22 protein-coding genes are annotated in these 21,338 nt (G+C 60.8%); 8 read left to right on the forward strand and 14 right to left on the reverse strand.

All coding sequences use genetic code 11. The annotated features are described in order from the left end of the window. Positions 1 to 27: 27 nt before the first annotated feature. Together ACXX83_RS04430 and mobA are read right to left on the reverse strand one after the other, a co-directional pair. Positions 28 to 249, reverse strand: coding sequence for a YgdI/YgdR family lipoprotein (locus tag ACXX83_RS04430; RefSeq protein ID WP_007973479.1), 222 nt, complete (start codon positions 247 to 249; stop codon positions 28 to 30). Positions 250 to 325: 76 nt separating this feature from the next. Next, positions 326 to 940 (reverse strand): molybdenum cofactor guanylyltransferase MobA, encoded by a 615-nt coding sequence (gene mobA / locus ACXX83_RS04435; protein WP_217837564.1) that lies wholly within the window; start codon positions 938 to 940, stop codon positions 326 to 328. Between the two features lie 81 nt (positions 941 to 1,021). Between mobA and moaB the strand changes: the two genes are divergently transcribed. Beyond that, entirely contained in the window at positions 1,022 to 1,561 is a 540-nt protein-coding gene (gene moaB, locus ACXX83_RS04440) for a molybdenum cofactor biosynthesis protein B (protein ID WP_015094061.1), read from the forward strand. A gap of 22 nt (positions 1,562 to 1,583) precedes the next feature. Then, positions 1,584 to 2,771, forward strand: a complete 1,188-nt coding sequence (locus tag ACXX83_RS04445; RefSeq protein WP_458550158.1) for a molybdopterin molybdotransferase MoeA — start codon at positions 1,584 to 1,586, stop codon at positions 2,769 to 2,771. Between the two features lie 65 nt (positions 2,772 to 2,836). On the opposite strand, the gene ACXX83_RS04450 is transcribed toward ACXX83_RS04445, so the two are convergent. Then, a complete protein-coding gene (locus ACXX83_RS04450; protein ID WP_407800579.1) occupies positions 2,837 to 3,142 on the reverse strand; it encodes a hypothetical protein in 306 nt (101 codons plus the stop codon). Positions 3,143 to 3,297: 155 nt separating this feature from the next. On the opposite strand from ACXX83_RS04450, the gene yegS reads away from it, so the two are divergent. After that, positions 3,298 to 4,215, forward strand: a complete 918-nt coding sequence (gene yegS, locus ACXX83_RS04455) for a lipid kinase YegS (protein ID WP_458547643.1) — start codon at positions 3,298 to 3,300, stop codon at positions 4,213 to 4,215. On the opposite strand, the gene ACXX83_RS04460 is transcribed toward yegS, so the two are convergent. The 3 genes from ACXX83_RS04460 to ACXX83_RS04470 form a co-directional block, all read right to left on the reverse strand. Next, positions 4,199 to 4,858 carry a response regulator gene (locus ACXX83_RS04460; RefSeq protein ID WP_217837567.1) on the reverse strand — a complete coding sequence of 220 codons (660 nt, stop codon included), beginning with the start codon at positions 4,856 to 4,858 and terminating at the stop codon, positions 4,199 to 4,201. The two genes, yegS and ACXX83_RS04460, sit on opposite strands and share 17 nt — an antisense overlap. Then, positions 4,855 to 5,748 (reverse strand): sensor histidine kinase, encoded by an 894-nt coding sequence (locus tag ACXX83_RS04465; RefSeq protein ID WP_217838376.1) that lies wholly within the window; start codon positions 5,746 to 5,748, stop codon positions 4,855 to 4,857. The genes ACXX83_RS04460 and ACXX83_RS04465 overlap by 4 nt, the downstream gene beginning before the upstream one ends. A 443-nt stretch (positions 5,749 to 6,191) precedes the next feature. Continuing rightward, positions 6,192 to 6,662 (reverse strand): hypothetical protein, encoded by a 471-nt coding sequence (locus ACXX83_RS04470; RefSeq protein ID WP_217837568.1) that lies wholly within the window; start codon positions 6,660 to 6,662, stop codon positions 6,192 to 6,194. A 449-nt stretch (positions 6,663 to 7,111) separates the two neighbouring features. Between ACXX83_RS04470 and ACXX83_RS04475 the strand changes: the two genes are divergently transcribed. After that, positions 7,112 to 8,047 (forward strand): chemotaxis protein CheV, encoded by a 936-nt coding sequence (locus ACXX83_RS04475; protein WP_407800456.1) that lies wholly within the window; start codon positions 7,112 to 7,114, stop codon positions 8,045 to 8,047. Between the two features lie 173 nt (positions 8,048 to 8,220). Then, positions 8,221 to 9,027 carry an MOSC domain-containing protein gene (locus tag ACXX83_RS04480; protein ID WP_458547644.1) on the forward strand — a complete coding sequence of 269 codons (807 nt, stop codon included), beginning with the start codon at positions 8,221 to 8,223 and terminating at the stop codon, positions 9,025 to 9,027. An 85-nt stretch (positions 9,028 to 9,112) separates the two neighbouring features. On the opposite strand, the gene ppnP is transcribed toward ACXX83_RS04480, so the two are convergent. From ppnP to ACXX83_RS04520, 8 genes are all read right to left on the reverse strand, one after another. Next, positions 9,113 to 9,397: a pyrimidine/purine nucleoside phosphorylase gene (ppnP, locus tag ACXX83_RS04485; protein ID WP_007940055.1), complete on the reverse strand. Its 285-nt coding sequence runs from the start codon at positions 9,395 to 9,397 to the stop codon at positions 9,113 to 9,115. 69 nt (positions 9,398 to 9,466) lie between these two features. Then, complete coding sequence (locus ACXX83_RS04490; RefSeq protein WP_126050036.1) at positions 9,467 to 10,009, reverse strand: 3'-5' exonuclease; 543 nt, start codon at positions 10,007 to 10,009, stop codon at positions 9,467 to 9,469. Between the two features lie 71 nt (positions 10,010 to 10,080). Next, the gene (locus ACXX83_RS04495) at positions 10,081 to 12,042 is read right to left on the reverse strand and encodes an acetyl/propionyl/methylcrotonyl-CoA carboxylase subunit alpha (RefSeq protein ID WP_458547645.1); all 1,962 of its coding nucleotides are present in this window, start codon (positions 12,040 to 12,042) and stop codon (positions 10,081 to 10,083) included. A 124-nt stretch (positions 12,043 to 12,166) separates the two neighbouring features. Continuing rightward, positions 12,167 to 12,964, reverse strand: coding sequence for an enoyl-CoA hydratase/isomerase family protein (locus tag ACXX83_RS04500; protein ID WP_458547646.1), 798 nt, complete (start codon positions 12,962 to 12,964; stop codon positions 12,167 to 12,169). Beyond that, complete coding sequence (gene atuD / locus ACXX83_RS04505) at positions 12,961 to 14,118, reverse strand: citronellyl-CoA dehydrogenase (protein WP_015094073.1); 1,158 nt, start codon at positions 14,116 to 14,118, stop codon at positions 12,961 to 12,963. Before atuD ends, ACXX83_RS04500 begins: the two co-directional genes overlap by 4 nt. Positions 14,119 to 14,142: 24 nt before the next feature. Further along, the gene (gene atuC / locus ACXX83_RS04510; RefSeq protein ID WP_458547647.1) at positions 14,143 to 15,759 is read right to left on the reverse strand and encodes a geranyl-CoA carboxylase subunit beta; all 1,617 of its coding nucleotides are present in this window, start codon (positions 15,757 to 15,759) and stop codon (positions 14,143 to 14,145) included. Between the two features lie 3 nt (positions 15,760 to 15,762). Beyond that, on the reverse strand, positions 15,763 to 16,632 hold the full coding sequence (locus ACXX83_RS04515) for an SDR family oxidoreductase (RefSeq protein WP_015094075.1): 870 nt from the start codon (positions 16,630 to 16,632) through the stop codon (positions 15,763 to 15,765). Positions 16,633 to 16,644: 12 nt separating this feature from the next. Beyond that, on the reverse strand, positions 16,645 to 18,447 hold the full coding sequence (locus tag ACXX83_RS04520) for an acyclic terpene utilization AtuA family protein (RefSeq protein ID WP_458547648.1): 1,803 nt from the start codon (positions 18,445 to 18,447) through the stop codon (positions 16,645 to 16,647). Positions 18,448 to 18,624: 177 nt separating this feature from the next. Here ACXX83_RS04520 and ACXX83_RS04525 point away from each other — a divergent pair, with 177 nt between their 5' ends. The 3 genes from ACXX83_RS04525 (at position 18,625) to ACXX83_RS04535 (ending at position 21,253) form a co-directional block, all read left to right on the forward strand. Beyond that, the gene (locus tag ACXX83_RS04525) at positions 18,625 to 19,248 is read left to right on the forward strand and encodes a TetR/AcrR family transcriptional regulator (RefSeq protein WP_458547649.1); all 624 of its coding nucleotides are present in this window, start codon (positions 18,625 to 18,627) and stop codon (positions 19,246 to 19,248) included. A gap of 156 nt (positions 19,249 to 19,404) precedes the next feature. Next, a complete protein-coding gene (locus tag ACXX83_RS04530; RefSeq protein ID WP_049810786.1) occupies positions 19,405 to 20,163 on the forward strand; it encodes a substrate-binding periplasmic protein in 759 nt (252 codons plus the stop codon). Between the two features lie 76 nt (positions 20,164 to 20,239). Then, positions 20,240 to 21,253 (forward strand): GNAT family N-acetyltransferase, encoded by a 1,014-nt coding sequence (locus ACXX83_RS04535; RefSeq protein WP_458547650.1) that lies wholly within the window; start codon positions 20,240 to 20,242, stop codon positions 21,251 to 21,253. Positions 21,254 to 21,338 lie beyond the last annotated feature (85 nt).

Below are 21,338 nucleotides of genomic sequence, written 5' to 3' on the forward strand. Positions count from 1 at the left end.
GGCTTTTCTGTATCCGGCGGCACCCGGTTACAGCTCTTTGACGGTACGGACCTGATCTTTGTTGATGCGGGTCTGTTTGCCATCGAGCTGTTCGAATTCGTAGAAGCCGGAATCCTTGTCGAACTCTGGCGTGTCGACGGCCTGGATTTCGCGACCGTCATTCAAGGTGATCACTGTAGGCGACGCGCAACCGGCGAGGGTGGCGAGGCCCAGTGCGAGCATGAAAGTGGCGAGTGTCCGTTGCATCATGAGTGTGTCTCCGAATATGAATTCTTTGGTTGCTGAACTTGAGACGTGAACCGTCCGCGCAAGTTCCTGATCAATGTCAGTCTGACACAGTGTCGTGACCGCTTGCATGACTGCTTAATAGTTCCGGCGTGTTGAGGTTGGCCAGCCTAGGGTCTTTGTCTGGGCATTGCAGCGCGGTCGCGCCGAGCTTGCGCATCAACCGGCCAGGGCTGCGCTCACCCTCGTTCCAGGCCTTTTCAAAGGCTGCCCTGTGCAGCACTGGAATCACACACAACAACGGCTCCCAGTGGTCATCGTGCCGCACCATCAGTGGCTTGTCCGGATTCAGGTTGGCGGTCTCGAGCATGGTGCCGATCAGCGCCGCATCAATGCCCGGAACGTCACAGGGCAGGACCAGCATATGGGTATGGCGGGCCGCTTCCAGGCCCGCGCGAATTCCCGCCAGGGGCCCGGGGAAGTCACCTTCATCGTCGTGGACCAACTGGTCGGCGTAGGGCGCATACTTCTCCAGGTTGCGATTGCAGGAGATGATCAGGTCATCGGTCAGCGGGCGGGTCTTGCGATGCAAGTGGGCAATCAGCGGTTCGCCGCGCCATTCCAGCAACCCTTTGTCCCGCCCCCCCATACGTTGGCCGCGACCGCCCGCCAGGAGCAGAATGGAGCAGGGTGGCAATTGTGAATTCATGGTCATGGCAGGTCTCCATGGGAGCGGCGAAAAAACGGAGCGCTGTGATATAACACCGGGCTGTTTCTCCTACAACTGGACGAGCCTATGAAAGCCAAGGCTGATGTACCTTTCGCACCGCTGAACATTGCAGTGCTGACTGTCAGCGATACCCGCACGCTGGAAACCGATACCTCGGGCCAGCTCTTTGTCGACCGCCTGAGCGCCGCCGGTCATTACCTGGCAGCCCGGGTGTTGCTCAAAGATGACCTCTACAAAATTCGTGCGCAAGTCGCCAACTGGATTGCCGACGATGTCGTGCAGGTGGTGCTGATCACCGGCGGAACCGGTTTTACCGGGCGTGACAGCACACCGGAAGCCGTCAGCTGCCTGCTGGACAAGCAGGTCGATGGATTCGGCGAGCTGTTCCGCCAGATCTCGGTTGCCGATATCGGCACCTCGACCGTTCAGTCCCGGACGTTGGCCGGACTGGCCAATGGCACGCTGGTTTGCTGTTTGCCGGGTTCGACCAATGCCGTGCGCACCGGTTGGGACGGCATTCTGGCCGAACAGCTGGATTCGCGGCATCGCCCGTGCAATTTCGTGCCTCACCTGAAACAGGCTGCGCCTTGTGAATCCCGTGGGTAAGCCGGGCAAGACCGGCAGCCTGATGCCCGTCGAGGAGGCGTTGGCACGCTTGTTGGAAATGGCCGAGGTCTCAAGGATTGTCGAGCGTGAACGCTTGCCATTGGCGCAGGTGCAGGGGCGTGTACTGGCTGAAGATCTTTTGTCGACCCTTGATCTGCCGCCTTGGCCCAACAGTGCCATGGACGGGTATGCCTTGCGCATGGCTGACTGGACGGGAGAGCCGTTGGTAGTCAGCCAGAAGGTGTTTGCCGGCCAGGCCCCCGATCCGTTGCAGCCTGGAACCTGTGCGCGCATTTTCACCGGAGCGCCTGTTCCCGCCGGTGCCGATTGTGTCGAAATGCAGGAAAACGCCGAGGTCCAGGCGGATGAGCGAGTGCGTTTCACGCAAGCCTTGAGCCAAGGCCAGAACATCCGTCCGCAAGGCCAGGAAGCGACCGTCGGCGAGTTGATTCTGCCGGCAGGCACACGCCTGGGGCCGATTGAGCAAGGATTGGCTGCCTCATTGGGCTACGCCGAGCTGGAGGTCGTTCGCAAGGTACGTGTGGCGGTGCTGTCGACCGGCGACGAATTGATTGAGCCGGGCCAGACGCTGGGTCCGGGACAGATCTACAACAGCAACCGGGTGTTGTTGTGCAGCTGGTTGCAGCGTCTGGGCTGTGAGGTCGTCGACGCGGGCATTCTTCCGGACGATCTGCAAACCACTCGTTCCCGATTGGGTGAGTTGAAGGATGTCGACCTGATCCTCTCGACCGGTGGCGTATCGGTGGGAGAAGCCGATTTTCTGGGTATCGCCTTGCGTGAAGAGGGCGAACTGACGCTCTGGAAACTCGCCATCAAGCCCGGAAAACCGTTGACGTTCGGACATTTTCGCGGTGTGCCCGTGATCGGCTTGCCGGGCAATCCGGCATCGACCCTTGTGACTTTTGCCTTGTTGACCAGGCCCTATCTCCTGCGTCGTCAGGGTGTAAAGGAAGTCGAGCCGCTGAAGGTGCAGGTACCGGCAGGGTTTGATTGGCCCCAACCTGGCAATCGACGGGAGTATTTGCGTGGACGGCTGGAAAACGGCAGGGCGACGATCTACAAAAACCAGAGTTCCGGTGTACTGCGCAGCGCTGCCTGGGCTGATGGACTGGTAGAAGTCCTGGAAGGTCGCACGCTGGTTCAGGGCGATAGCGTTTTCTTCATTCCGTTGAGCGAAGTACTGAGTTGACCGCTTCAGCGGATTAGCCAGGCAAAAACCCGGTTGATTGAACCGGTTTTTTGTCTGATGGCCATTCAATGTGCCAGGAACAATGAAATGACCTGTTCGAAACGGCTATTGGCGATCCAGCCAAGAAGACCGAGGATCACGACCGTTCCGCAGGCGGAGTAGGCGAGCCTGTGCTTGATGGATTTGACGTCACCGCGGATTTCGTCCAGGTCCCTGCGTATGTGCTTGAGGTGTGTTTCCAGCTCGGTGACGCGAGGTTCCATATCAATTTCTCCCGTGGCTCTTGTGCTGGCCGGTAATCCAGGGTTTTGGCCTTGCTTGGCACGTCCCTGTGGTGTCCTGCTGAAACCCCAAGGTCTACCAATTCGGATTTGCGGTCAATTGAGCAGATTCCTCACGTCTTGTAAGAAAAATCCTGCCGTAGGGGATCAAGTTGCCTGACTGGAAATAATTGGTTTTCTGGCGACCTTTAACAGCGCCTGCGCGGTCAACATCTCCCAGATGCCATTCAAACGGGAGTGAAGTAATGAGCGATCGCAAGGCGCTGTTGATTCTGCATGGCAAACAGGCACTCAACGAGGCGGTTCGCGCCGCCGTCGAAAACCGTCGTGAACAAGGCTGGGAGCTGGCTGTGCGATTGACCTGGGAAGCCGGCGATGCGCAGAGACTGGTGGGCGAAGCGTTGGCGGCCGGTTATCGACACATCATCGCCGGTGGCGGCGATGGCACCTTGCGCGATATCGCCGAGGCCATGGCGGAGCACTCGAAAAAAGCCAGCCTGATACTGATGCCGCTGGGAACCGCCAACGATTTTGCGCGTGCGGCAGGCGTGCCCCTGCAGCCTGATCAGGCGCTGGCGTTGCTTGATACCCCGCCGACCCCCATTGATCTGGGGGAGGTCGACGGGCAGATATTCCTGAACATGGCGACCGGTGGGTTTGGCAGTCATGTCACGGCGAACACCTCGGAGGAGTTGAAGAAAATCCTCGGTGGTGCTGCTTACCTGTTCACCGGCCTGTCACGCTTCAATGAGCTTCATACCGCCTACGGTGAATTGCAGGGACCGGATTTCCACTGGAGCGGCGATCTGCTGGCGCTGGGCATCGGCAATGGCCGGCAGGCCGGTGGCGGGCGGGAATTGTGCCCACAGGCCCTGGTCGATGATGGTTTGCTGGACATCAGTATCCTGCCGGCACCGCAGGAGGTGGTCGGTACATTGAAAAACCTGCTGACCGAAGGTTTTGGCATCGACAGCATGTTTGTCCGGGTGCGCCTGCCCTGGGTCGAGATCAAGGCCTCGGAAGGGCTCTGCATCAACCTTGATGGTGAGCCGCTGGTCGGGGATAACCTGCGTTTCTCGGTCCGCCCGGCGGCGTTGCTCGTGCATTTGCCTGAAGACTCGCCGCTGTTACGGGCCAGTGAAGTGGCTAGTCATCAAGGCTGATGATTTGTTCACGCACGGCGAACAGCACCAGGCCGGCCACATCGTAGATCTGCAAACGCTTCATGATCTGCGAACGGTGGGTTTCGACGGTCTTGACGCTCAACCCCAGGCCGTTGGCAATCTCTCGGGTGGATTTGCCGCGAACGATCAACCGCAGGATTTCCAGCTGGCGTGCCGTCAGGTTGTGCGAGTCGGCAGGTTCGGGCTGGTGCTTCTGATTTCGGATCAGGGCCTGGGTGATCACCGTGTGGGCAATGGCCGGGCTCAGATAGCGCTCGTTGTTGCGCAAGGCGTCCAGCGCGTGCTCGAGTTCGGTCGCCGTGGTGTCCTTGAGCAGGTAGCCGTGTGCTCCGGACTCCAGGGCCTGCATGATGAGGGCCGGGTCGGTGTGCATCGACAGGATCAGCACCTTGCTCTGCGGGTGCACCCGCTTGAGCTGTTGCAAGGCTTCGAGGCCGCCGGTCTGGCGCATCGAAATATCCAGCAGGACAATATCCGGGGACAGATGCCCGACCATTTCGAGCAACTGCGAGCCGTCATTGGCCTCACCGATGACGGCGTAGCCGGGCAGGTCCATTACCAGGGCGCGCACGCCAGCCCTGATCAGCGAGTGGTCATCCACCAGTAGCAAGTTACAAGTCAATGCATAACCTTATTCGAACTGGCCCGTTCGAGCGCACGGGGCGCCCAGGGAAATAGAGCTTCGATTTGAGTGCCTTTACCCGGCTCGCTGGTAACGGTCAACGTGCCGCCCAGTTGATCTATCCGTTCCGACATCCCGGCCATACCGCGTTGCCCTTCGCGACCTGGGTCTGTTGCGGGTGCGAAGCCCTGGCCATCATCGCTGATCTGCAATCTCAGGCCTTGGGGCAGGCGCTGCAGGCATACCAGCAGGTTCTTGGCCCGGGCATGTCGCAGGATGTTGGTGACCGCTTCCTGGGTAATGCGAAAAGCCGCCACGGCCATTTCCTCCGGTATGCCGGTCAGGCGCTGCTGGCATTCCAGGCTCCAGTGCACCGGGGTGTTGGCCAGGGTCTTGAGCAGGTGTGCCCGCAGACTGGCTTCCAGCCCGAGGCTGGTCAACTGCCGGGGATTGAGAATGGCGGATACGTCACGAACTTTGGCCAGGGTTTCTTCCAGTGTGTCGCACAGGACCGTGCATTGTCCCTGGAGCTCTTCGGGCATCCGGCGTTTGAGCCAGTCACTTTGCAATTTTGCGGCGGTCAGCAATTGACCGATGTCGTCATGCAGTTCGCGGCTCAGTCGGTGACGCTCGTTTTCCTGGACTTGCAATAGCCGGTCGGCCAGCTCCTGAGGCTCGAATTTGATCGATTTGCGCGAGAGGCAGTACTGCACGACAACACTGGTCAGCGCCGCAATGTTGAGCAGCAGCAATGACAGGGGCAGCGCAATGGACAAGCCATGGACCAGCAAACTGCCGAGGGTCGAGCAGGCGCATAGCAACAGCGTGAATCTGCGAGCATTTTCCCGGGAGGGGGGCCACTTGGCGATTGACTTGAGGCTGGCGTACATAGCGGATGGAGCCAATGGATGTTCGCTGCGGGCTGACCGGTCATGCTGGCTGACAGGCCCCTGTTTTTTATGTGGAGCGCCGACGAGTTCAGCTGCGATCACGCAGCCATTAATTGGCGTCAACTAACAGGCGGCATAGTAGCACTTAAGATACCGTTGGTCGCGTCCGTATGCATGTCCGAAAAGTCAGGAATCCAGTCGTTTCGACAATGCTTCCATAATGGAACAAGTTGGTTGTCGCCATCGCAAAATGCCGATAGCCCGGGGGCTGTTGATACCGGGCAATACCCGATCAAGGCTGGCGCGCAATTGTCGATAGGCAATAGTGGTTGTTTTAAGGATGTCGCTTATAGCAATGAAATATTCATTTGCGACATGTGCGCACTCAATTAACAGTGCGGTACTGATAACCAAACCAGGCCATACGGCATAGTTGGATTAGTTCAAGCCCGTCGTTCCGAATAGGGCACGAGGGTGAGCGGCCTGGAATTGACCGGTGGCTGAAACCGGCTTTGCCCGACCTGAAAGGCAAAGGCTTCGATAAGGGTGACCTGCTCGCTGTCGTCGAGGCTGAGTTGCCCGGTGGTCTGGTCGATGAGTTCGAGCTGCCAGGCAATCAGGGTCAGACAGTCTTTCAGGGCGCTCAGCGCCTCGTCGTGCAGGCTCATGTTGTTCTGTGCGTGGTTCAGCAAACCATGAATATGCAGCGAAAACTCAGACACGGCCGCCAGCGCCAGGGCATCGGCCTTGTTGGCCAGCTTGAGCAGCGTGCTGAGCATGCAGTCGATGGCGTCCTTGTCATTGCTGATCAACTGCAGATGGCTCAGGCATTCCTCGGTTTTAGCCAGGAGTGTTTCAGCTTCGACGAGAAACTCCGGGAGCCGCTGGGCCCACTCTTTACGATCGTTCGGCATACTTATCTCCACAACGTCATGTCAAATGAGGGGATATCGTGTGTGTCGACGAGGGCGGTCGGAACCCCGGCATTGCCGAGTCGTCGGGCGAACGAACGGCGGCAGGCTGGGGAACACGAGAGGGTGGTTGGCCACTGGCTTGCGATCGCACACAAAAGCCTGACTCCGTTCATGCAATGAGAATGGCGTCACATTAATGGCTATTGGATATTGCGAATATCAGGTTGCACCTGATTGTTGATAGGGGAATCCCTTACGCAGCGGAACCTTTCGCAAGAACCGGGGTCGCGGCGCAGAAGTGCAGCAGATGTAATCACAGCGCCAGTAAAGCATGATGCCAATGTGACATCAATGCCTGTGCGTGGCATTTTAGAGCGGGTCAAGCTTCGGCAAAAACAGCCGATAACCTTCTCTAAGTGAATTCATCCGAACAAGACCAGGAGTCATTGATGGCCGGCATTCTCGACACGGTAGACCAACGCACGCAACTGGTGGGTGAGAATCGCCTGGAAATTCTCATGTTCCGCCTCGCCGGACGGCAATTGTTCGCGATCAACGTCTTCAAAGTACAGGAAGTCCTGCAGTTGCCAAAGTTGACGCTGATGCCGCAGCGCCATCCTTTTGTCTGCGGCGTGGTCAACCTGCGCGGCCAGACCCTGCCGGTGATCGACCTGTCCCAGGCCATCGGCATGCGCCCGCTGGTGCCGGGGCCTGGCAGCACGATTATCGTCACCGAATACAACCGTTCGGTTCAGGCCTTCCTGGTCGGCGGCGTGGACCGGATCGTCAACATGAACTGGGAAGCCATCCTGCCGCCCCCGAGCAGCGCCGGCCGCCAGCACTACCTGACGGCAATCAGCAAGGTCGATGATCAACTGGTGGAAATCATCGATGTCGAAAAGGTCCTGGCCGAAATCGTCCCGTACAACGCCAAGGTCTCCCGTGACAAGCTCGAAGATCCGGTACTTGAACGCGCCCGTGGCCGAGAGGTGCTGCTGGTGGATGACTCGAACGTGGCCCTGGCGCAATTGCGCGATACCCTGGGACAGCTGGGCGTGAAGATGCACATCGCCAGCGACGGGTTGAAGGCCTTGAACATGCTCAAGGCCTGGGCGGACACCGGCGTGGACATGACCGAAAAACTGCTGATGATCTTCACCGATGCGGAAATGCCGGAAATGGATGGCTATCGCCTGACTACCGAAATTCGCAACGATCCGCGCCTGCGTGGCTTGTATGTGGTGCTGCACACCTCTTTGTCCGGCAGCTTCAACGATTCGATGGTGAAAAAGGTCGGCTGCGACAATTTCCTCTCCAAATTCCAGCCGGACAAACTCGTCGACGTGGTACGCCAGCGTCTGATGCTTGACGAAGTCACCGTCTGAGCCCTTGTAGGAGCGAGCTCGCTCGCGATGGTCTTGAACGATAACGCGTAAAACCAGATGCCCAGCGGCGTCCTTGGGTTTTTCGCGAGCAAGCTCGCTCCTACAGGTTTTTGCTCTTTGATTCGGCGTTCAAGCTCGTATAGGGTGGCGTTTTGCCTAAGAGGGAGCTGGCCATGTTGCGTCTGAGCGCGCTGTATCGTTATCCGTTGAAGTCCGCCAGGGGCGAGACGCTGCAACGGATCGGTCTCGATAAACTCGGTCTGGACGGTGATCGCCGCTGGATGCTGGTGGATGAAGCCAGCGGTCGTTTCCTGACCCAGCGTGCGGTGGCGCAGATGAGCCAGTTGTCGGCGTTGTGGAATGCCCAAGGCGGCCTGACCCTCAGTGCGCCTGGTCATTCGCCGATCGACGTAGCCTTGCCCGGCCTTGATGCAGAACTGCGTGGCGTGACGATCTGGCGCGATACCTTGCGGGTCCCCGATGCAGGCGATGCAGCCGCAGCCTGGGTCAGCGAATTTATTGGTAAACCGACACGTCTGGTGCAAGTGCCGCTGGATCGGGCGCGGATGACGGAGGCGGGGTACGGCAAGGATGACGACCAGGTGGCGTTCGCCGATGGCTATCCGCTGTTGCTGATTGGCCAGGCCTCCCTCGAGGACTTGTCGAAACGGGTCGGGCGTCCGTTGGAGATGCTGCGTTTCCGGCCAAACCTGGTGATCGAAGGCAGTGAAGCCTTCGCCGAGGACGGCTGGAAGCGTATCCGCATCGGCGATGTCGAGTTCCGCGTGGTCAAGTCCTGCTCACGCTGCATCCTGACCACCATCGACCCGCAAACCGGCGAGCGCAGCGACGACCGAGAACCCCTTGCAACCTTGCAGAAATACCGTTCGCAGGCGGACGGCGCGATGTTTGGCCAGAACCTGGTCAACGACGGCAACGGTCGACTCGAAGTCGGCATGCCGGTGGAGATCCTCGAATAATTTTGCGCAGAACAAAAAAATGCCCGTGTCGAAAAACACGGGCATTTTTATTGCGCTGACCTTTATTTCGGCAAAGCCTGCGGGTTTAGCCGCGGTATTCACACAGGTAAGCGGTGTCGACGGCCACTTTGAGCTGGAACTTGCTGTTGGCCGGCACGTTGAACTGGCTGCCGGCGGCGAAGGTTTCCCAGTCGCTGCTGTCTGGCAGTTTGACGGTCAATGCGCCACTGACCACGTGCATGATTTCACGCTGGCTGGTGCCGAATTCGTATTCGCCCGGAGCCATGACGCCGATGGTCGCTGGACCTTCTGCGGTGCCAAAGGCGATCGACTTGACGGTGCCGTCGAAGTACTCGTTGACTTTAAACATGGGCGATTCCTCGAAAAGGGCTAAAAAGGGCCGGCCAGTATGCACAAGGCCCCGAGTGTCGTCACCTGTCTAAAGAGGAAGAACCAGTGGCAGCAGGCGTGCGGTATTGCGCGCATCTTCCAGCGCCCGGTGTTGCTGGCCGGTGAACTGCAGGCCGGCCAGTTGCAGGGCGCCGTTGAGCCCCAGCGGGCGTTCCAGACGCCTGGCCTTGGCAAAGCGCTGTTTGAGGTTCATGTGGGGCACGTTGGCCAGGGCACTGGCAAGTCCCAGTTGCTGCCAATCCTGAAGCAGCTGTTTGCGATCGTAGTCGCCCCAACTGGCCCAGCCTTCAAGTCGCGTGTGGTGTTGGCCGAGCCAGCGCTCAAATGCCGGCCAGACTTCGCCCAGCGGTTGCGCCGCATCGATGTTGGCTTGGGTGATGTGCGTCAGCTCGCGGCAAAACGGCGTCAGCAACGGCCGCCGCAAGGGGCGGACGAAGCGCTGGAACTGGTCCAGTTCGCGTCCCTTGCGGTCCACCAGGGTGGCGCCGATTTCAATGATTTCCATATCCGTTACGGGCCATCCACCCTCATCGGTGGTGGCCTCCAGATCAATGACCAGCCAATGAGGCATTGCAGGGTTCCTGGTATCCGCGTCCTGATAGGCTTTGAGCGTAGCCAAACCCGGCGGTTCCGCCTAGCGCCTTATTCGACCTCCAACAGTATCTGCCGGTTTTTCACCTGATCCCCGACTTTGACTTGCAAGCGTTTCAGGACACCGTCGATGCCTGATTTCAAGGGGTGCTCCATTTTCATCGCTTCCAGTACCACCAGCAGCTGGCCCTTGGTGACCGGGCTGCCTTCATTGACCAGGACGTCGACAATCGCACCGTCCATCGGGGCCTTGAGGGTGCCGCAACTGACACTGGCCCGGCTGGAAACCTGCGCCTGAGTGCGATCGGCAAACTGCAAGCTGCCCGGCCGGGTAAACAGCCAGAGTTGCCCTGCCTCCAGGCGATAGGCGTGGCGCTGGCGGATGCCATCGATTTCGAGGGTGGCCCGGCGCCCGTCGCAGTGGAGGATCTTCAGCTCGATGCTGCGTTCGGCGACCTGAATGCGCAATGGTTCACCCGGGATTGCCTGCAACGTCACCACCCAGTCCTGATCCTCAAGGCCGATGCGATAGTGCAGGGGCACGCTGGCATTGTTGCGCCAACCGCCCAGCGGGGCGGGATGAGCCTGTGCCGACGCCTGGTAGAAGAGGGCGGTGGCAATGGCCAGGTGTTGCGCGCCCGGGGCATGGGACTGCAGACAGGCAGGGTCGGCAAAGTGCTGCGCGATGAACCCGGTACTGAAGTCACCGCTGGCGAACTGCGGGTGCTCCAGCAGACTGGCGAGTAAACGCTGATTGCTTTGCACCCCCAGCAGCACGCTGTCCTGTACCGCCCGCAGCAATTTGCGCCGGGCCTCTTCGCGAGTGGCGCCGTGGGCGATGAGCTTGCCGAGCATCGGGTCGTAGAAGGGGCTGATGAGCTGACCTTCGATCAGGCCATGGTCGATCCGCACGCCGTCCTGCAATCCCGGTTCCCAGGCCACGACGCGACCGGTTTGCGGCAGGAAACCCTGGGCCGGGTCTTCGGCATACAGGCGCACTTCCATGGCGTGGCCCGTGAGTTGCACCTGCTCCTGGCGCAAGGGCAGCGGTTGCCCTTCGGCAATGTTGAGTTGCCAGGCCACCAGGTCCAGCCCGGTGATCAATTCGGTCACCGGGTGCTCGACTTGCAGTCGGGTGTTCATCTCCAGGAAATAGAATTGCCCGCGGGCATCCAGCAGAAACTCCACGGTGCCCGCGCCGACGTAATGCACTGCCCGGCCGGCCTTGAGCGCCGCTTCGCCCATGGCCTGGCGCAGTTCAGGGGTCATCACCGGGCAGGGTGCTTCCTCGATGACTTTTTGATGCCGGCGCTGTACCGAACAGTCGCGCTCGCCGAGGTAAATCAGGTTACCTTGCCGGTCACCGAACAGCTGAACCTCGACATGACGGGGTTCGATCAGTGCCTGTTCGAGAATCAGTTCGCCGCTGCCAAATCCGTTCAGGGCTTCGGAGCGTGCAGTGCGAATCTGTTCCAGCAGGTTGCCGGCTTCGTGCACCAGGCGCATGCCGCGTCCACCGCCGCCAGCACTGGCCTTGATCATCAACGGATAGCCGATGCGCTCGGCTTCGCGGCTCAGGGTCTCGTCGTCCTGCCCATCGCCTTGATAACCGTCGATGCAGGGCACACCGGCTTCGATCATGGCGATCTTCGACAGGCGCTTGCTGCCCATCAGTTCGATGGCCTCGGGGCTGGGGCCGATGAAGGTGATTCCGGCATCCTGGCACGCGCGGGCAAACCCGGCGTTTTCCGAGAGGAAACCGTAGCCCGGATGGATCGCATCCGCGCCCGTGCGCCGGGCGGCGTCGAGAATGGCCGGGATGTTCAAATAAGACTGGTGCACCGCGGCCGGACCGATGTTGACCGCCTCGTCGGCCATCTGCACGTGCAAGGCATCGGCGTCGGCGTCGCTGAACACGGCAACCGTGCGATAGCCCAGCGCCTGGGCCGTACGCTGGATGCGGCAGGCGATTTCACCGCGGTTGGCGATGAGGATTTTCTTGAGTCCGTGCATAGGGGGCGTCTCTCAAATTGTGCGGTGAAAGTGCTGGCCTCTTCGCGAGCGGGCTCGCTCCCACAGGGGAATGCATTTCAAATGTGGGAGCGAGCCTGCTCCGGGCGGCGTTCCGACGAAGCTTTTAAATGGCCCACCCCGGTTTGCGTTTTTGCACGAAGGCCATCGTTCCCTCGACGCCTTCTGCCCCGGTCACCGCTTCGCTGAACCATTCGGCTGCCTGATCGAGCAGGGCATCCGACGGCTGACCCGCGCTCGCCAGCAAGAGTTTCTTGGTCGCCGCATTCGCCCCCGGCGCACAACACAAGACATGGGCCAACACCTCATCGAGACGCTCGGCCAGGGCCTGCGGATCATGTTCGACAAAGTGCACCAGCCCCATGCGCCGTGCCTGGTGGCCATCAAAACGCGCCGCCGTCAGGGCCAGGCGCCGGGCTTGGGTCAAGCCGATGCGTTGCACCACGAATGGCGCAATTTGCGCCGGCAGCAGACCCAGGCTGGTTTCCGGCAGGCCGAATTGCGCCTGGTGATCAGCCAGGGCGATATCGCTGACGCAGGCCAGGCCGAGACCTCCGCCGAGTACCGCGCCTTGCAGCACCGTGATCACCACTTGCGGTGCGTGTTGCACCTCTTGCAGCAGCGCGCCGAACACCCGGTTCAGGTCCCGGTGCGCAGTGGGGCCTTGAGCGCGGGCGTCAGCCATGTCCTTGATGTCGCCGCCAGCACAGAAGTGTCCGCCGACGCCACCGATCACCAGCGCGCGAACTCCCGGCTTATCGCGTACCGCCGCCAGCACCGAGCGCAACTCGGCGACCATCTGCAAGCTCATCGCATTGCGGCATTCCGGGCGGTTGAGGGTGACGTGCAACACGCCGTTGTGCAGTTCCAGCAGCAAGGTCTGGCAAACCGGCAGGTTGTTCATTTCTTTTTCCCCGGCAGGATGCCCATCAACTTGCAGATGATCCCCAGCATGATTTCGTCGGCGCCGCCGCCAATCGACACCAGCCGCACATCGCGGTAAGCGCGGGCCACCGGGTTGTCCCACATGAAGCCCATGCCACCCCAATACTGCAGGCAGCTGTCGCTGACTTCGCGGCCCAGCCGCCCGGCCTTGAGCTTGGCCATCGAAGCCAGGCGCGTGACATCCTGGCCTTTGACGTATTGCTCGGTGGCCTGATAGACCAGCGCCCGCAGGCATTCGATCTCGGTTTGCAGCTCAGCGAGACGGAAGTGGATGACCTGATTGTCGATCAGCGCATTGCCGAAAGTTTTGCGCTCCTTGCAGTATTCGATGGTGCTGTCGACGCAATATTCCAGGCCCTTGATCATGTTGGCCGCGCCGAACAGGCGCTCTTCCTGGAACTGCAGCATCTGCATCATGAACCCCGCGCCTTCATGGCCGATGCGGTTGCGCTGCGGCACGCGCACGTTGTCGAAAAACACCTGGGCGGTTTCCGAGCTGCGCATGCCGAGCTTGTCCAGGTGCGAACTCAAGCTGATGCCCGGCGTATTCATCGGCACCATGATCAGCGACTTGTTGATGTGCGGCTTGTCGTCCGAGGTGTTGGCCAGCAGGCAGATGAAATCGGCGCTCGGCGAGTTGGTGATCCACATCTTGCTGCCGTTGATCACGTAATCGTCACCGTCCTTGCGCGCAGTGGTTTTCAATCCGGCGACGTCGGAACCGGCACCGACTTCGGAAACACCGATGCAGCCGACCTGCTCGCCGCTGATGGCCGGGCGCAGGAATTCCTCGCGCAGCTCATCGGAACCGAACCGGGCCAGTGCCGGCGTGCACATGTCGGTCTGCACGCCGATGGACATCGGGATGCCGCCGCAATGAATGGTGCCGAATTCTTCGGCGGCGACGATCGAATAGCTGTAGTCGAGCCCCATGCCGCCGAATTTTTCCGGTTTGGAAATGCCCAGCAGGCCGAGGTCGCCGGCTTTGCGGAAGATGTCGTGGATGGGGAAGCGCCCGGCCTTTTCCCATTCCTCGACGTGCGGGTTGATTTCGTGCTCTACGAATTGGCGTACGGTGCGGCGCAGTGCTTCGTGTTCCTGGGTGAAGATCATTTTTATTGTTCTCCTTGAGCCGGCCTAGAGCCGGGCTACGCCAAAACTGTTGGCTTGCAATGGCCGCACCTGGGCCTCGTGACAGATATCCAGCAAGTAACCGAGCAAGGTCCGTGTATCGCGCGGGTCGATCAAACCGTCGTCCCACAGATTGGCGCTGCCGTAGAGCGCCGTGGACTGGCTGTCGAGTTTCTGCGCGGTGACCTGTTCGAGCATGTCGAGCATTTTCGGATCGGGCACCAGGCCGTCCTTGGCCTGTTTGGCCTCGGTGACGATGCGCAGCACCTTGCCCGCTTGCGCGCCGCCCATCACGGCGGTGCGGCTGTTGGGCCAGGCGAAAATGAAACGCGGGTCGAGGCCGCGCCCGCACATTGCATAGTTGCCGGCACCGTAGGAACCACCGACGACTATGGTCAGCTTCGGCACCCGGGCGTTGGCCACCGCTTGAATCATCTTCGCGCCGTGCTTGATCACCCCCTGCTGTTCCGATTCGGTGCCGACCATGAACCCGGTGGTGTTGTGGAAAAACAGCAACGGCGTCTGGCTCTGGTCGCACAGCTGGATGAACTGCGCGGCCTTGCTCGCGCCCTTGGGCGTGATCGGGCCGTTGTTGCCGATGAAGCCACAGGCGCGCCCCTGAATTTTCAGGTGACCGCAGACGGTCTGCTGATCGAACTCGCCCTTGAATTCAAGAAAGTTCGACGCATCGGCAATCCTGGCGATGATTTCGCGTACGTCGTAGGGTTTTTTCGGGTCATCCGGTATCAGGCCGAGCAGTTCGTCGATGGGGTACAGCGGCTCCTCCCAGCGTCGTTCGGGCGCTTGGGGCAACTGCTCGTTCCACGGCAGCAGGCTGACGATCTCGCGTACCTGGCGCACACCGTCGGCGTCGTTCTCAGCCAGGTATTCGGCGGTGCCGGCGATTTGTGCGTGCATCTCGGCGCCGCCCAGTTCTTCATCGGTCGCGACTTCGCCAGTGGCGGCCTTGAGCAGTGGGGGACCTGCGAGAAACAGCTTGGCCTTGCCACGCACCACCACCACGTAATCCGACAGCCCCGGCTGATAGGCGCCGCCCGCCGTGGCCGAGCCGTGCACCACAGTCACCTGCGGCAAACCCATGGCCGACATCCGTGCTTGATTGGCAAAGCTGCGCGCGCCTTCGACGAAAATCTCCGCCGCGTAATTGAGATTGGCGCCGCCGCTTTCGGCGAGGGTGATCACCGGCAGTTTGTTTTCCATGGCGATCTGTTGCAGGCGCAGGGATTTTTTCAAACCGCTGGGGGAGATGGTCCCGCCCCTGATCGCGCTGTTGTTCGCCACCACCAGCACGCGCATGCCAGACACGTAGCCGATGCCGGCGATCAAACCGCCACCGGCGCAGCTGCCGTCCTTGTCGTCGTGCAGCTTGTAGCCGGCCAGGCTCGCCAGTTCGAGAAACGGCGCGCCGGGGTCGAGCAGCAGATTGAGGCGCTCGCGGGGCAATAACTGACCGCGTTTTTCAAACCTGGGTTTGGCTTCGGCGGCCTTGTCCAGCAGATTCTGTTCGAGCACGCGGACTTGTTCGATGGCGCTCAGCATTGCCGTACGGTTCTGGGCGAACGGCTCGCTGTGGGGATCGAGTTGCGACTGAATCACCGGCATGGGTTATTCCTTGTCCTTCAACACGTCGGGTATGTAGGCGCGGTGGAATCCGTTGTACGACTCACTGTTGGTCGCTTTATGGATCGGCCAGGCGCGCCCGCCGAGGCTGGCGGCGCCGTCGATGCGCAGGGTGCTGCCGCTGACGAACGCCGCTGCCGGGCTGAGCAGGAAAACGATCGCCGCGCTGACTTCCGATTCGGTGCCGATGCGCTTGAGCGGTACGTGTTCGCGCAGGGTCGGGATCACGGCCTTGAAGGCGCCTTCGTAGGTGTCCATGCCGCTGGAGGCAACCCAGCCCGGCGCCACGGCATTGACCCGCACGCCGGCATGACCCCATTCGTACGCGGCGGTCTTGGTCAGGTTGTCCATGCCCGAACGTGCCGCGCCGGAATGCCCCATGCCGGGCATGCCGCCCCACATGTCGGCGAGCATGTTGACGATGGCGCCGCCGTGCTTGCTCATGGATTGGTTGAATACTTCCCGGGCCATCAGGAAACCGCCCACCAGATTGGTGCGCATCACGGTTTCGAAACCCTTCTGATTGATCGAGGCCAAGGGCGACGGGTACTGCCCGCCGGCATTGTTGACCAAGCCATGGATCGGACCGTGCTTGCGAATCAGTTCGCTGACCAGATGCGTCACCGCTTCTTCCTCGCGGATATCGCAAACGGCCCAGTCGGCCTTGCCGCCGTCTTCGGCGATTTCCGCTGCAACGGTTTTGAGCTTGTCGGCCTTGCGTCCGACCAGCAGCACATGGGCGCCGAGGGCCGCCAGTTCGTGGGCGGTGCAGCGGCCGATGCCGCTGCCGCCACCGGTGACGATGATGTTTTGGCCGGCAAACAAATCGGCTTTGAAAATCGAATCGTAGGCCATGGCGACAATCCTCTAGTTGAACTGGTCGGCGATGCGCTGCGGCACCGGGATCTGGATTTCCAGCAGTTGCTGGGCGAAGGCTTTGCCTTGCGGGTCGATGCGCAGGCTGGCGACACCGCCGCCGCCGAGGGCGTTTTCCAGCAGGAAATTCAGGCTGTGGCTGGCGGGCAAGTACCAGCGTTCGACCCGCCCGTGGATGGGATCGAGGACGTGCCCCATCCAGTCGACGATCACTTCCGGGGTCAGGGCTTCGGCGATCCATGGCAGGTATTCGGGATCGCGGGCCATGACGCCGATGTTGCTGTGGTTGCCCTTGTCGCCGGAGCGGGCGACCGCCAGCTTGACCAGGGCCACGCTGGCGTCGGCCTGGCCAGTCGGTTTCGGTGCGGCGAGCGGGACTGGCAGGTCCAGCGGGTCGAGCGTATCGAGGGCGGGCAGGGCACAGGGGTGGCGCCGGCCCATGAAATCAATGTCCAGCGTGCAGGCGGTTTTGTCGATGAGGAACGAGAACAGTCGGATCAGCGGATACACCGTCGGCCGGCCACCGACAATGCCAGTCAACCCTGGCGCCATGCCGGTGGCGGCCTGGGCAATCTCCCGGGAGAACACGATCAAGGCCTGCTTGTCCGGATGGCGCACGGCGAGTTTGATCACCACTTCGCGGCTGTCCTGACGCTGGCCGTGGGGGCCGTAGGTGGCCTCGCTGCCCAGCAACTCGATATTCACCTCGCTGTACGGCGCCCAGCCGCGCTGGCTGAACATTTCCGAGGTCTTGTTGATGATCGCCGCGCTGACCCGTCGCGCCTTGTCGACGGCATCGATGCCGGCAATCAGGCAACTGGCGGTACAACGAAAGCCATCGGGGTACGTGGCGCTGACCTTGTATTGAGCCGTCGGCGGCAGGCCTTTGGCGCCGTGCACCTGCACCGCGTTCCTGCCCTGTTGCAGCAGTTTGACCTGAGTGAAGTCGCACACCACGTCGGGCAGCAGATACGCGCGCGGATCGCCGATTTCATAGAGCATCTGTTCACCCACCGTCAGTGGCGTGACCAGCCCGCCGGTACCTTGCGGTTTGCTGACGATGAACTGGCTGTCGGCGCTGACTTCGACGATGGGAAAACCGATGTGTTCGTAGTCGGGCACGTCGCGCCAATCGGTGAAGTTGCCGCCCGTGCACTGGGCGCCGCATTCGATGATGTGCCCGGCCAATGCGGCCTGGGCGAGTTTGTCGTAGTCGTGCCACGACCAGCCGAACTCATGCACCAGCGCGGCGCTGACTACCGCACTGTCGACCACGCGCCCGGTGATCACGATGTCCGCGCCCAGACGCAGGGCTTCGACGATGCCGGGTGCGCCGAGGTAGGCATTGGTCGAGACGCACCTCGATGGCAGGGGCGCACCGCTGAACATTTCATGAATGCCTTGGCTGCCCAGCTGTTTGAGTTGCGGTTGCAGGTCATCACCCAGCAGCACGGCGATCTTCAACGCCACCCCAGCCTTGTCGCAGGCCGCTTGCAGGGCGGCGGCGCAGGCTTGTGGGTTGACCCCGCCGGCATTGCTGATGACCCGGATGTTGTGCTGCGCGAGCTGCGGCAGCAAGGGCGCGAGCACTTCGATGAAATCGCCCGCATACCCGGCCTGGGGATCTTTCATCCGTGCGCCGGCCATGATCGACAGGGTGATCTCGGCCAGGTAGTCGAAGACCAGATAGTCCAGATGCCCGTGTTCCACCAGTTGCGCGGCAGCGGTCGAGGTATCGCCCCAGAAGGCGCTGGCGCAACCGATGCGAATTGATTTTGGCGTAGTCCGTTCCATAGCCACCTCCGACCCAAGTGCGTCGACATTACCAAGCAAGCGCTTGGTTTGTAAATGACTGGGTTATCTTCTGCCAAGCGCTTGCTTGGTTGCATCCAGGAGCTTAAATTGCCCGCGCAACCCCGCTGTTTTCGGGGGGATCGGCGTTATTGATTGATCGACTGTAGGAGAGAACGGGTGGACGAGCAAAAAGCCCTGAGGGTCATGCGTGAATTGGTGGACGACGGCCAATTGACCGACCCGGACAGCGCCCGTGGCAAGCTGCTGCAAGTGGCAGCCCACCTGTTCCGCAATAAAGGCTATGAGCGCACGACCGTGCGCGATCTGGCCGGTGCCGTGGGCATTCAGTCCGGGAGTATCTTCCACCATTTCAAAAGCAAGGACGAAATCCTGCGCGCCGTGATGGAGGAAACCATCCGCTACAACACCGCGTTGATGCGTGCGGCCATCGCCGAGGCCGACAATGTGCGCGAACGGGTGCTGGCGCTGATCCGCTGTGAATTGCAGTCGATCATGGGTGGCAGCGGCGAGGCCATGGCCGTGCTGGTCTACGAATGGCGCTCGCTGTCCGAAGAGGGCCAGGCCAAGGTCCTGGCGCTGCGCGAAATCTACGAAGACATCTGGCTGCAAGTACTGGGCGAAGCCAAGAGCGCCGGGTTTATCCGCGGCGATGTGTTCATTACCCGCCGCTTCCTGACCGGCGCATTGTCCTGGACCACCACCTGGTTTCGCGCCGGCGGTAGCATGAGCCTTGATCAGTTGGCCGATGAAGCGTTGATTCTGGTGCTGGAAGACCGGTAATAAACTTGTGTCGGCCAGCATTAAACTGGCTAACTTGACGAAAACGCCTAGCTTGAAGTCATTGATGCCGTTTTATTGGGGAGTGAGCTTGTTTTGAGGGGGTCGCCAATTCGGACAGCTTCGCAGCTTTTGCTCGCGACGCTTGCGGCGTTAACGATGCTGCCATCCCAGGCTGCGCAACTGGTGCGCATTGGTGCCGCGCATTTTCCGCCCTACACCGTGCGCCCGGAATCCGGGGCCGATACCGGGTTGCTGCCGCAGCTGGTCGAGGCCCTGAACGCTGCGCAAAGTGACTACCAGTTTGTCCTGGTGCCCACGTCCATTCCACGGCGTTTCGGTGACTTGAAGCAGGGCCGGGTCGACATGGCCATCTTCGAAAATCCGGCCTGGGGTTGGGAAGACATTCCCCATACCGCCGTCGACATGGGGCTGGAAGACGCCGAGATTTTTGTCGCGCAACGCCTGCCTGATCGGCAGCAAAGCTATTTTGCCGACCTGAGCGGCAAGCGCCTGGCACTCTTCAGCGGTTATCACTACGAGTTCGCCAACTTCAATGCCGAGCCCCAGTACCTGCAAAAAAACTACAACGCCACGCTGACCTATTCCCATGACAGCAATCTGCTGATGGTGTTACGCGATCGCGCCGACATCGCCCTGGTCACGCGCTCTTACCTGAACGACTATTTTTTGCGCAATCCGAAAGTCGCCGAGAAGTTGTTGGCGTCCGATCGTATCGATCAGGTCTATCACCATTACGCCATCCTGCGCCCGGCGGCCCCCATCAGCGGTGAGGTCTTCGGCAAATTGTTGCAAGGCTTGCGGGACGGTGGCCAGATGCTGAAGATTTTCGATCCGTACAAGATTGCGGTGGTGCCGGTCCCGCACAAAGAACCGCCACCTCAAGTCGTCAATTGACGTTCTTTTCCTAAATTTCCCGCCGTGGCTGACGTCACCTCGTTGAACTGTCGACGATTATCGTGAGCCCGCCCCCATGTCCAATCTGAATGACCTGACTGTCCTGTGCCTGCCGACCGGCAGTCGTCTTGCCGCTGATGAAACGCTAGGCCGCCTGAGCCTCAGCCTGGAAGGGCAGCCGTTGCTCACCCTGCGGCTCAATCGTGGCCCCGAGTTGCACGTGCAATTGCTGGAGCGCTTCGGTCACCCCGAAGGGCAAGCGATATGGGCGGCCTGTTACTGGCTGTTCGCCCGCGACCCCGACTGTCAGCGCCAGGTCTGGCAACTGCAGGACGTGCCGAATGAGGCTGTGCTCAGTGGTTTGCTGATTCCGACTCCCGTCAACGGCCAGTATTGCTGCGAGCGCACCTTGTTCTGGCAGTTGCCGCAGCCATGGCTGGGGCATTCCATGACCGGCAGCTACCCACAGCAAATGGTCATGACCGGCGGCAAGCGTCATCCGCTGCGAGCGGTGAAACCCCGGGGTGAGGTGTATCGACGATTCGATGCGCGGCTGGGCGCCTGGGTTTCCCTGCGTACCCTGGAAATCGAGCAAGACCTGGCGCGTTTCAACCGTTGGCAGAACAGTCCGCGCGTCGCCAGCTTCTGGCAGGAGGAGGGCAGCCTCGAACAGCATCGCCAATACCTGAGCAAACTCGAGGCCGATCCGCACACCCTGACGCTGATCGGGTGTTTCGACGATCAGCCGTTCGCTTACTTCGAAGCCTACTGGGCCAAGGAGGATCGCATCGCCCCCTTCTATGATGCCGGCGATTACGACCGCGGCATTCACATGCTGGTGGGTGAGGAAAACCATCGCGGTCCGCACAAGGTGGCGAGCTGGTTATCGGCGCTGGTGCATTACCTGTTTCTCGATGATCCGCGCACGCAGCGCGTGGTGGCCGAGCCTCGTGCCGATAACGCGAAGATGATCGGGTACATGCACAACCAGTGCTTTCACTGCGAGAAAGAGTTCGACTTCCCGCACAAGCGCGCGGCCTTGATGGTGTTGGGGCGGGAGCGGTTTTTCGATCGGTGCGCACTGGCTTGAGAGGTAAGGCTCAAGCCCTGTATTGACCTTGAGTCCACTATCGCGAGCAAGCTCGCTCCCACAGGGTGTGTGCTGAGTCTGTGGG

This window comes from Pseudomonas sp. GNP012, assembly GCF_054343835.1.

Bases quoted from the DNA above. Each gene is read 5' to 3' on its own strand.
- ACXX83_RS04520 (WP_458547648.1), bottom strand. From the start codon at position 18,447: ATGGAACGGACTACGCCAAAATCAATTCGCATCGGTTGCGCCAGCGCC.
- atuD (WP_015094073.1), bottom strand. From the start codon at position 14,118: ATGATCTTCACCCAGGAACACGAAGCACTGCGCCGCACCGTACGCCAA.
- ACXX83_RS04480 (WP_458547644.1), top strand. From the start codon at position 8,221: ATGTTGCGTCTGAGCGCGCTGTATCGTTATCCGTTGAAGTCCGCCAGG.
- ACXX83_RS04430 (WP_007973479.1), bottom strand. From the start codon at position 249: ATGATGCAACGGACACTCGCCACTTTCATGCTCGCACTGGGCCTCGCC.
- ACXX83_RS04500 (WP_458547646.1), bottom strand. From the start codon at position 12,964: ATGAACAACCTGCCGGTTTGCCAGACCTTGCTGCTGGAACTGCACAAC.
- ACXX83_RS04465 (WP_217838376.1), bottom strand. From the start codon at position 5,748: ATGTACGCCAGCCTCAAGTCAATCGCCAAGTGGCCCCCCTCCCGGGAA.
- yegS (WP_458547643.1), top strand. From the start codon at position 3,298: ATGAGCGATCGCAAGGCGCTGTTGATTCTGCATGGCAAACAGGCACTC.
- mobA (WP_217837564.1), bottom strand. From the start codon at position 940: ATGACCATGAATTCACAATTGCCACCCTGCTCCATTCTGCTCCTGGCG.
- ACXX83_RS04490 (WP_126050036.1), bottom strand. From the start codon at position 10,009: ATGCCTCATTGGCTGGTCATTGATCTGGAGGCCACCACCGATGAGGGT.
- moaB (WP_015094061.1), top strand. From the start codon at position 1,022: ATGAAAGCCAAGGCTGATGTACCTTTCGCACCGCTGAACATTGCAGTG.
- ACXX83_RS04475 (WP_407800456.1), top strand. From the start codon at position 7,112: ATGGCCGGCATTCTCGACACGGTAGACCAACGCACGCAACTGGTGGGT.
- ppnP (WP_007940055.1), bottom strand. From the start codon at position 9,397: ATGTTTAAAGTCAACGAGTACTTCGACGGCACCGTCAAGTCGATCGCC.
- ACXX83_RS04495 (WP_458547645.1), bottom strand. From the start codon at position 12,042: ATGCACGGACTCAAGAAAATCCTCATCGCCAACCGCGGTGAAATCGCC.
- ACXX83_RS04535 (WP_458547650.1), top strand. From the start codon at position 20,240: ATGTCCAATCTGAATGACCTGACTGTCCTGTGCCTGCCGACCGGCAGT.
- atuC (WP_458547647.1), bottom strand. From the start codon at position 15,759: ATGCCGGTGATTCAGTCGCAACTCGATCCCCACAGCGAGCCGTTCGCC.
- ACXX83_RS04530 (WP_049810786.1), top strand. From the start codon at position 19,405: ATGCTGCCATCCCAGGCTGCGCAACTGGTGCGCATTGGTGCCGCGCAT.
- ACXX83_RS04515 (WP_015094075.1), bottom strand. From the start codon at position 16,632: ATGGCCTACGATTCGATTTTCAAAGCCGATTTGTTTGCCGGCCAAAAC.
- ACXX83_RS04445 (WP_458550158.1), top strand. From the start codon at position 1,584: ATGCCCGTCGAGGAGGCGTTGGCACGCTTGTTGGAAATGGCCGAGGTC.
- ACXX83_RS04470 (WP_217837568.1), bottom strand. From the start codon at position 6,662: ATGCCGAACGATCGTAAAGAGTGGGCCCAGCGGCTCCCGGAGTTTCTC.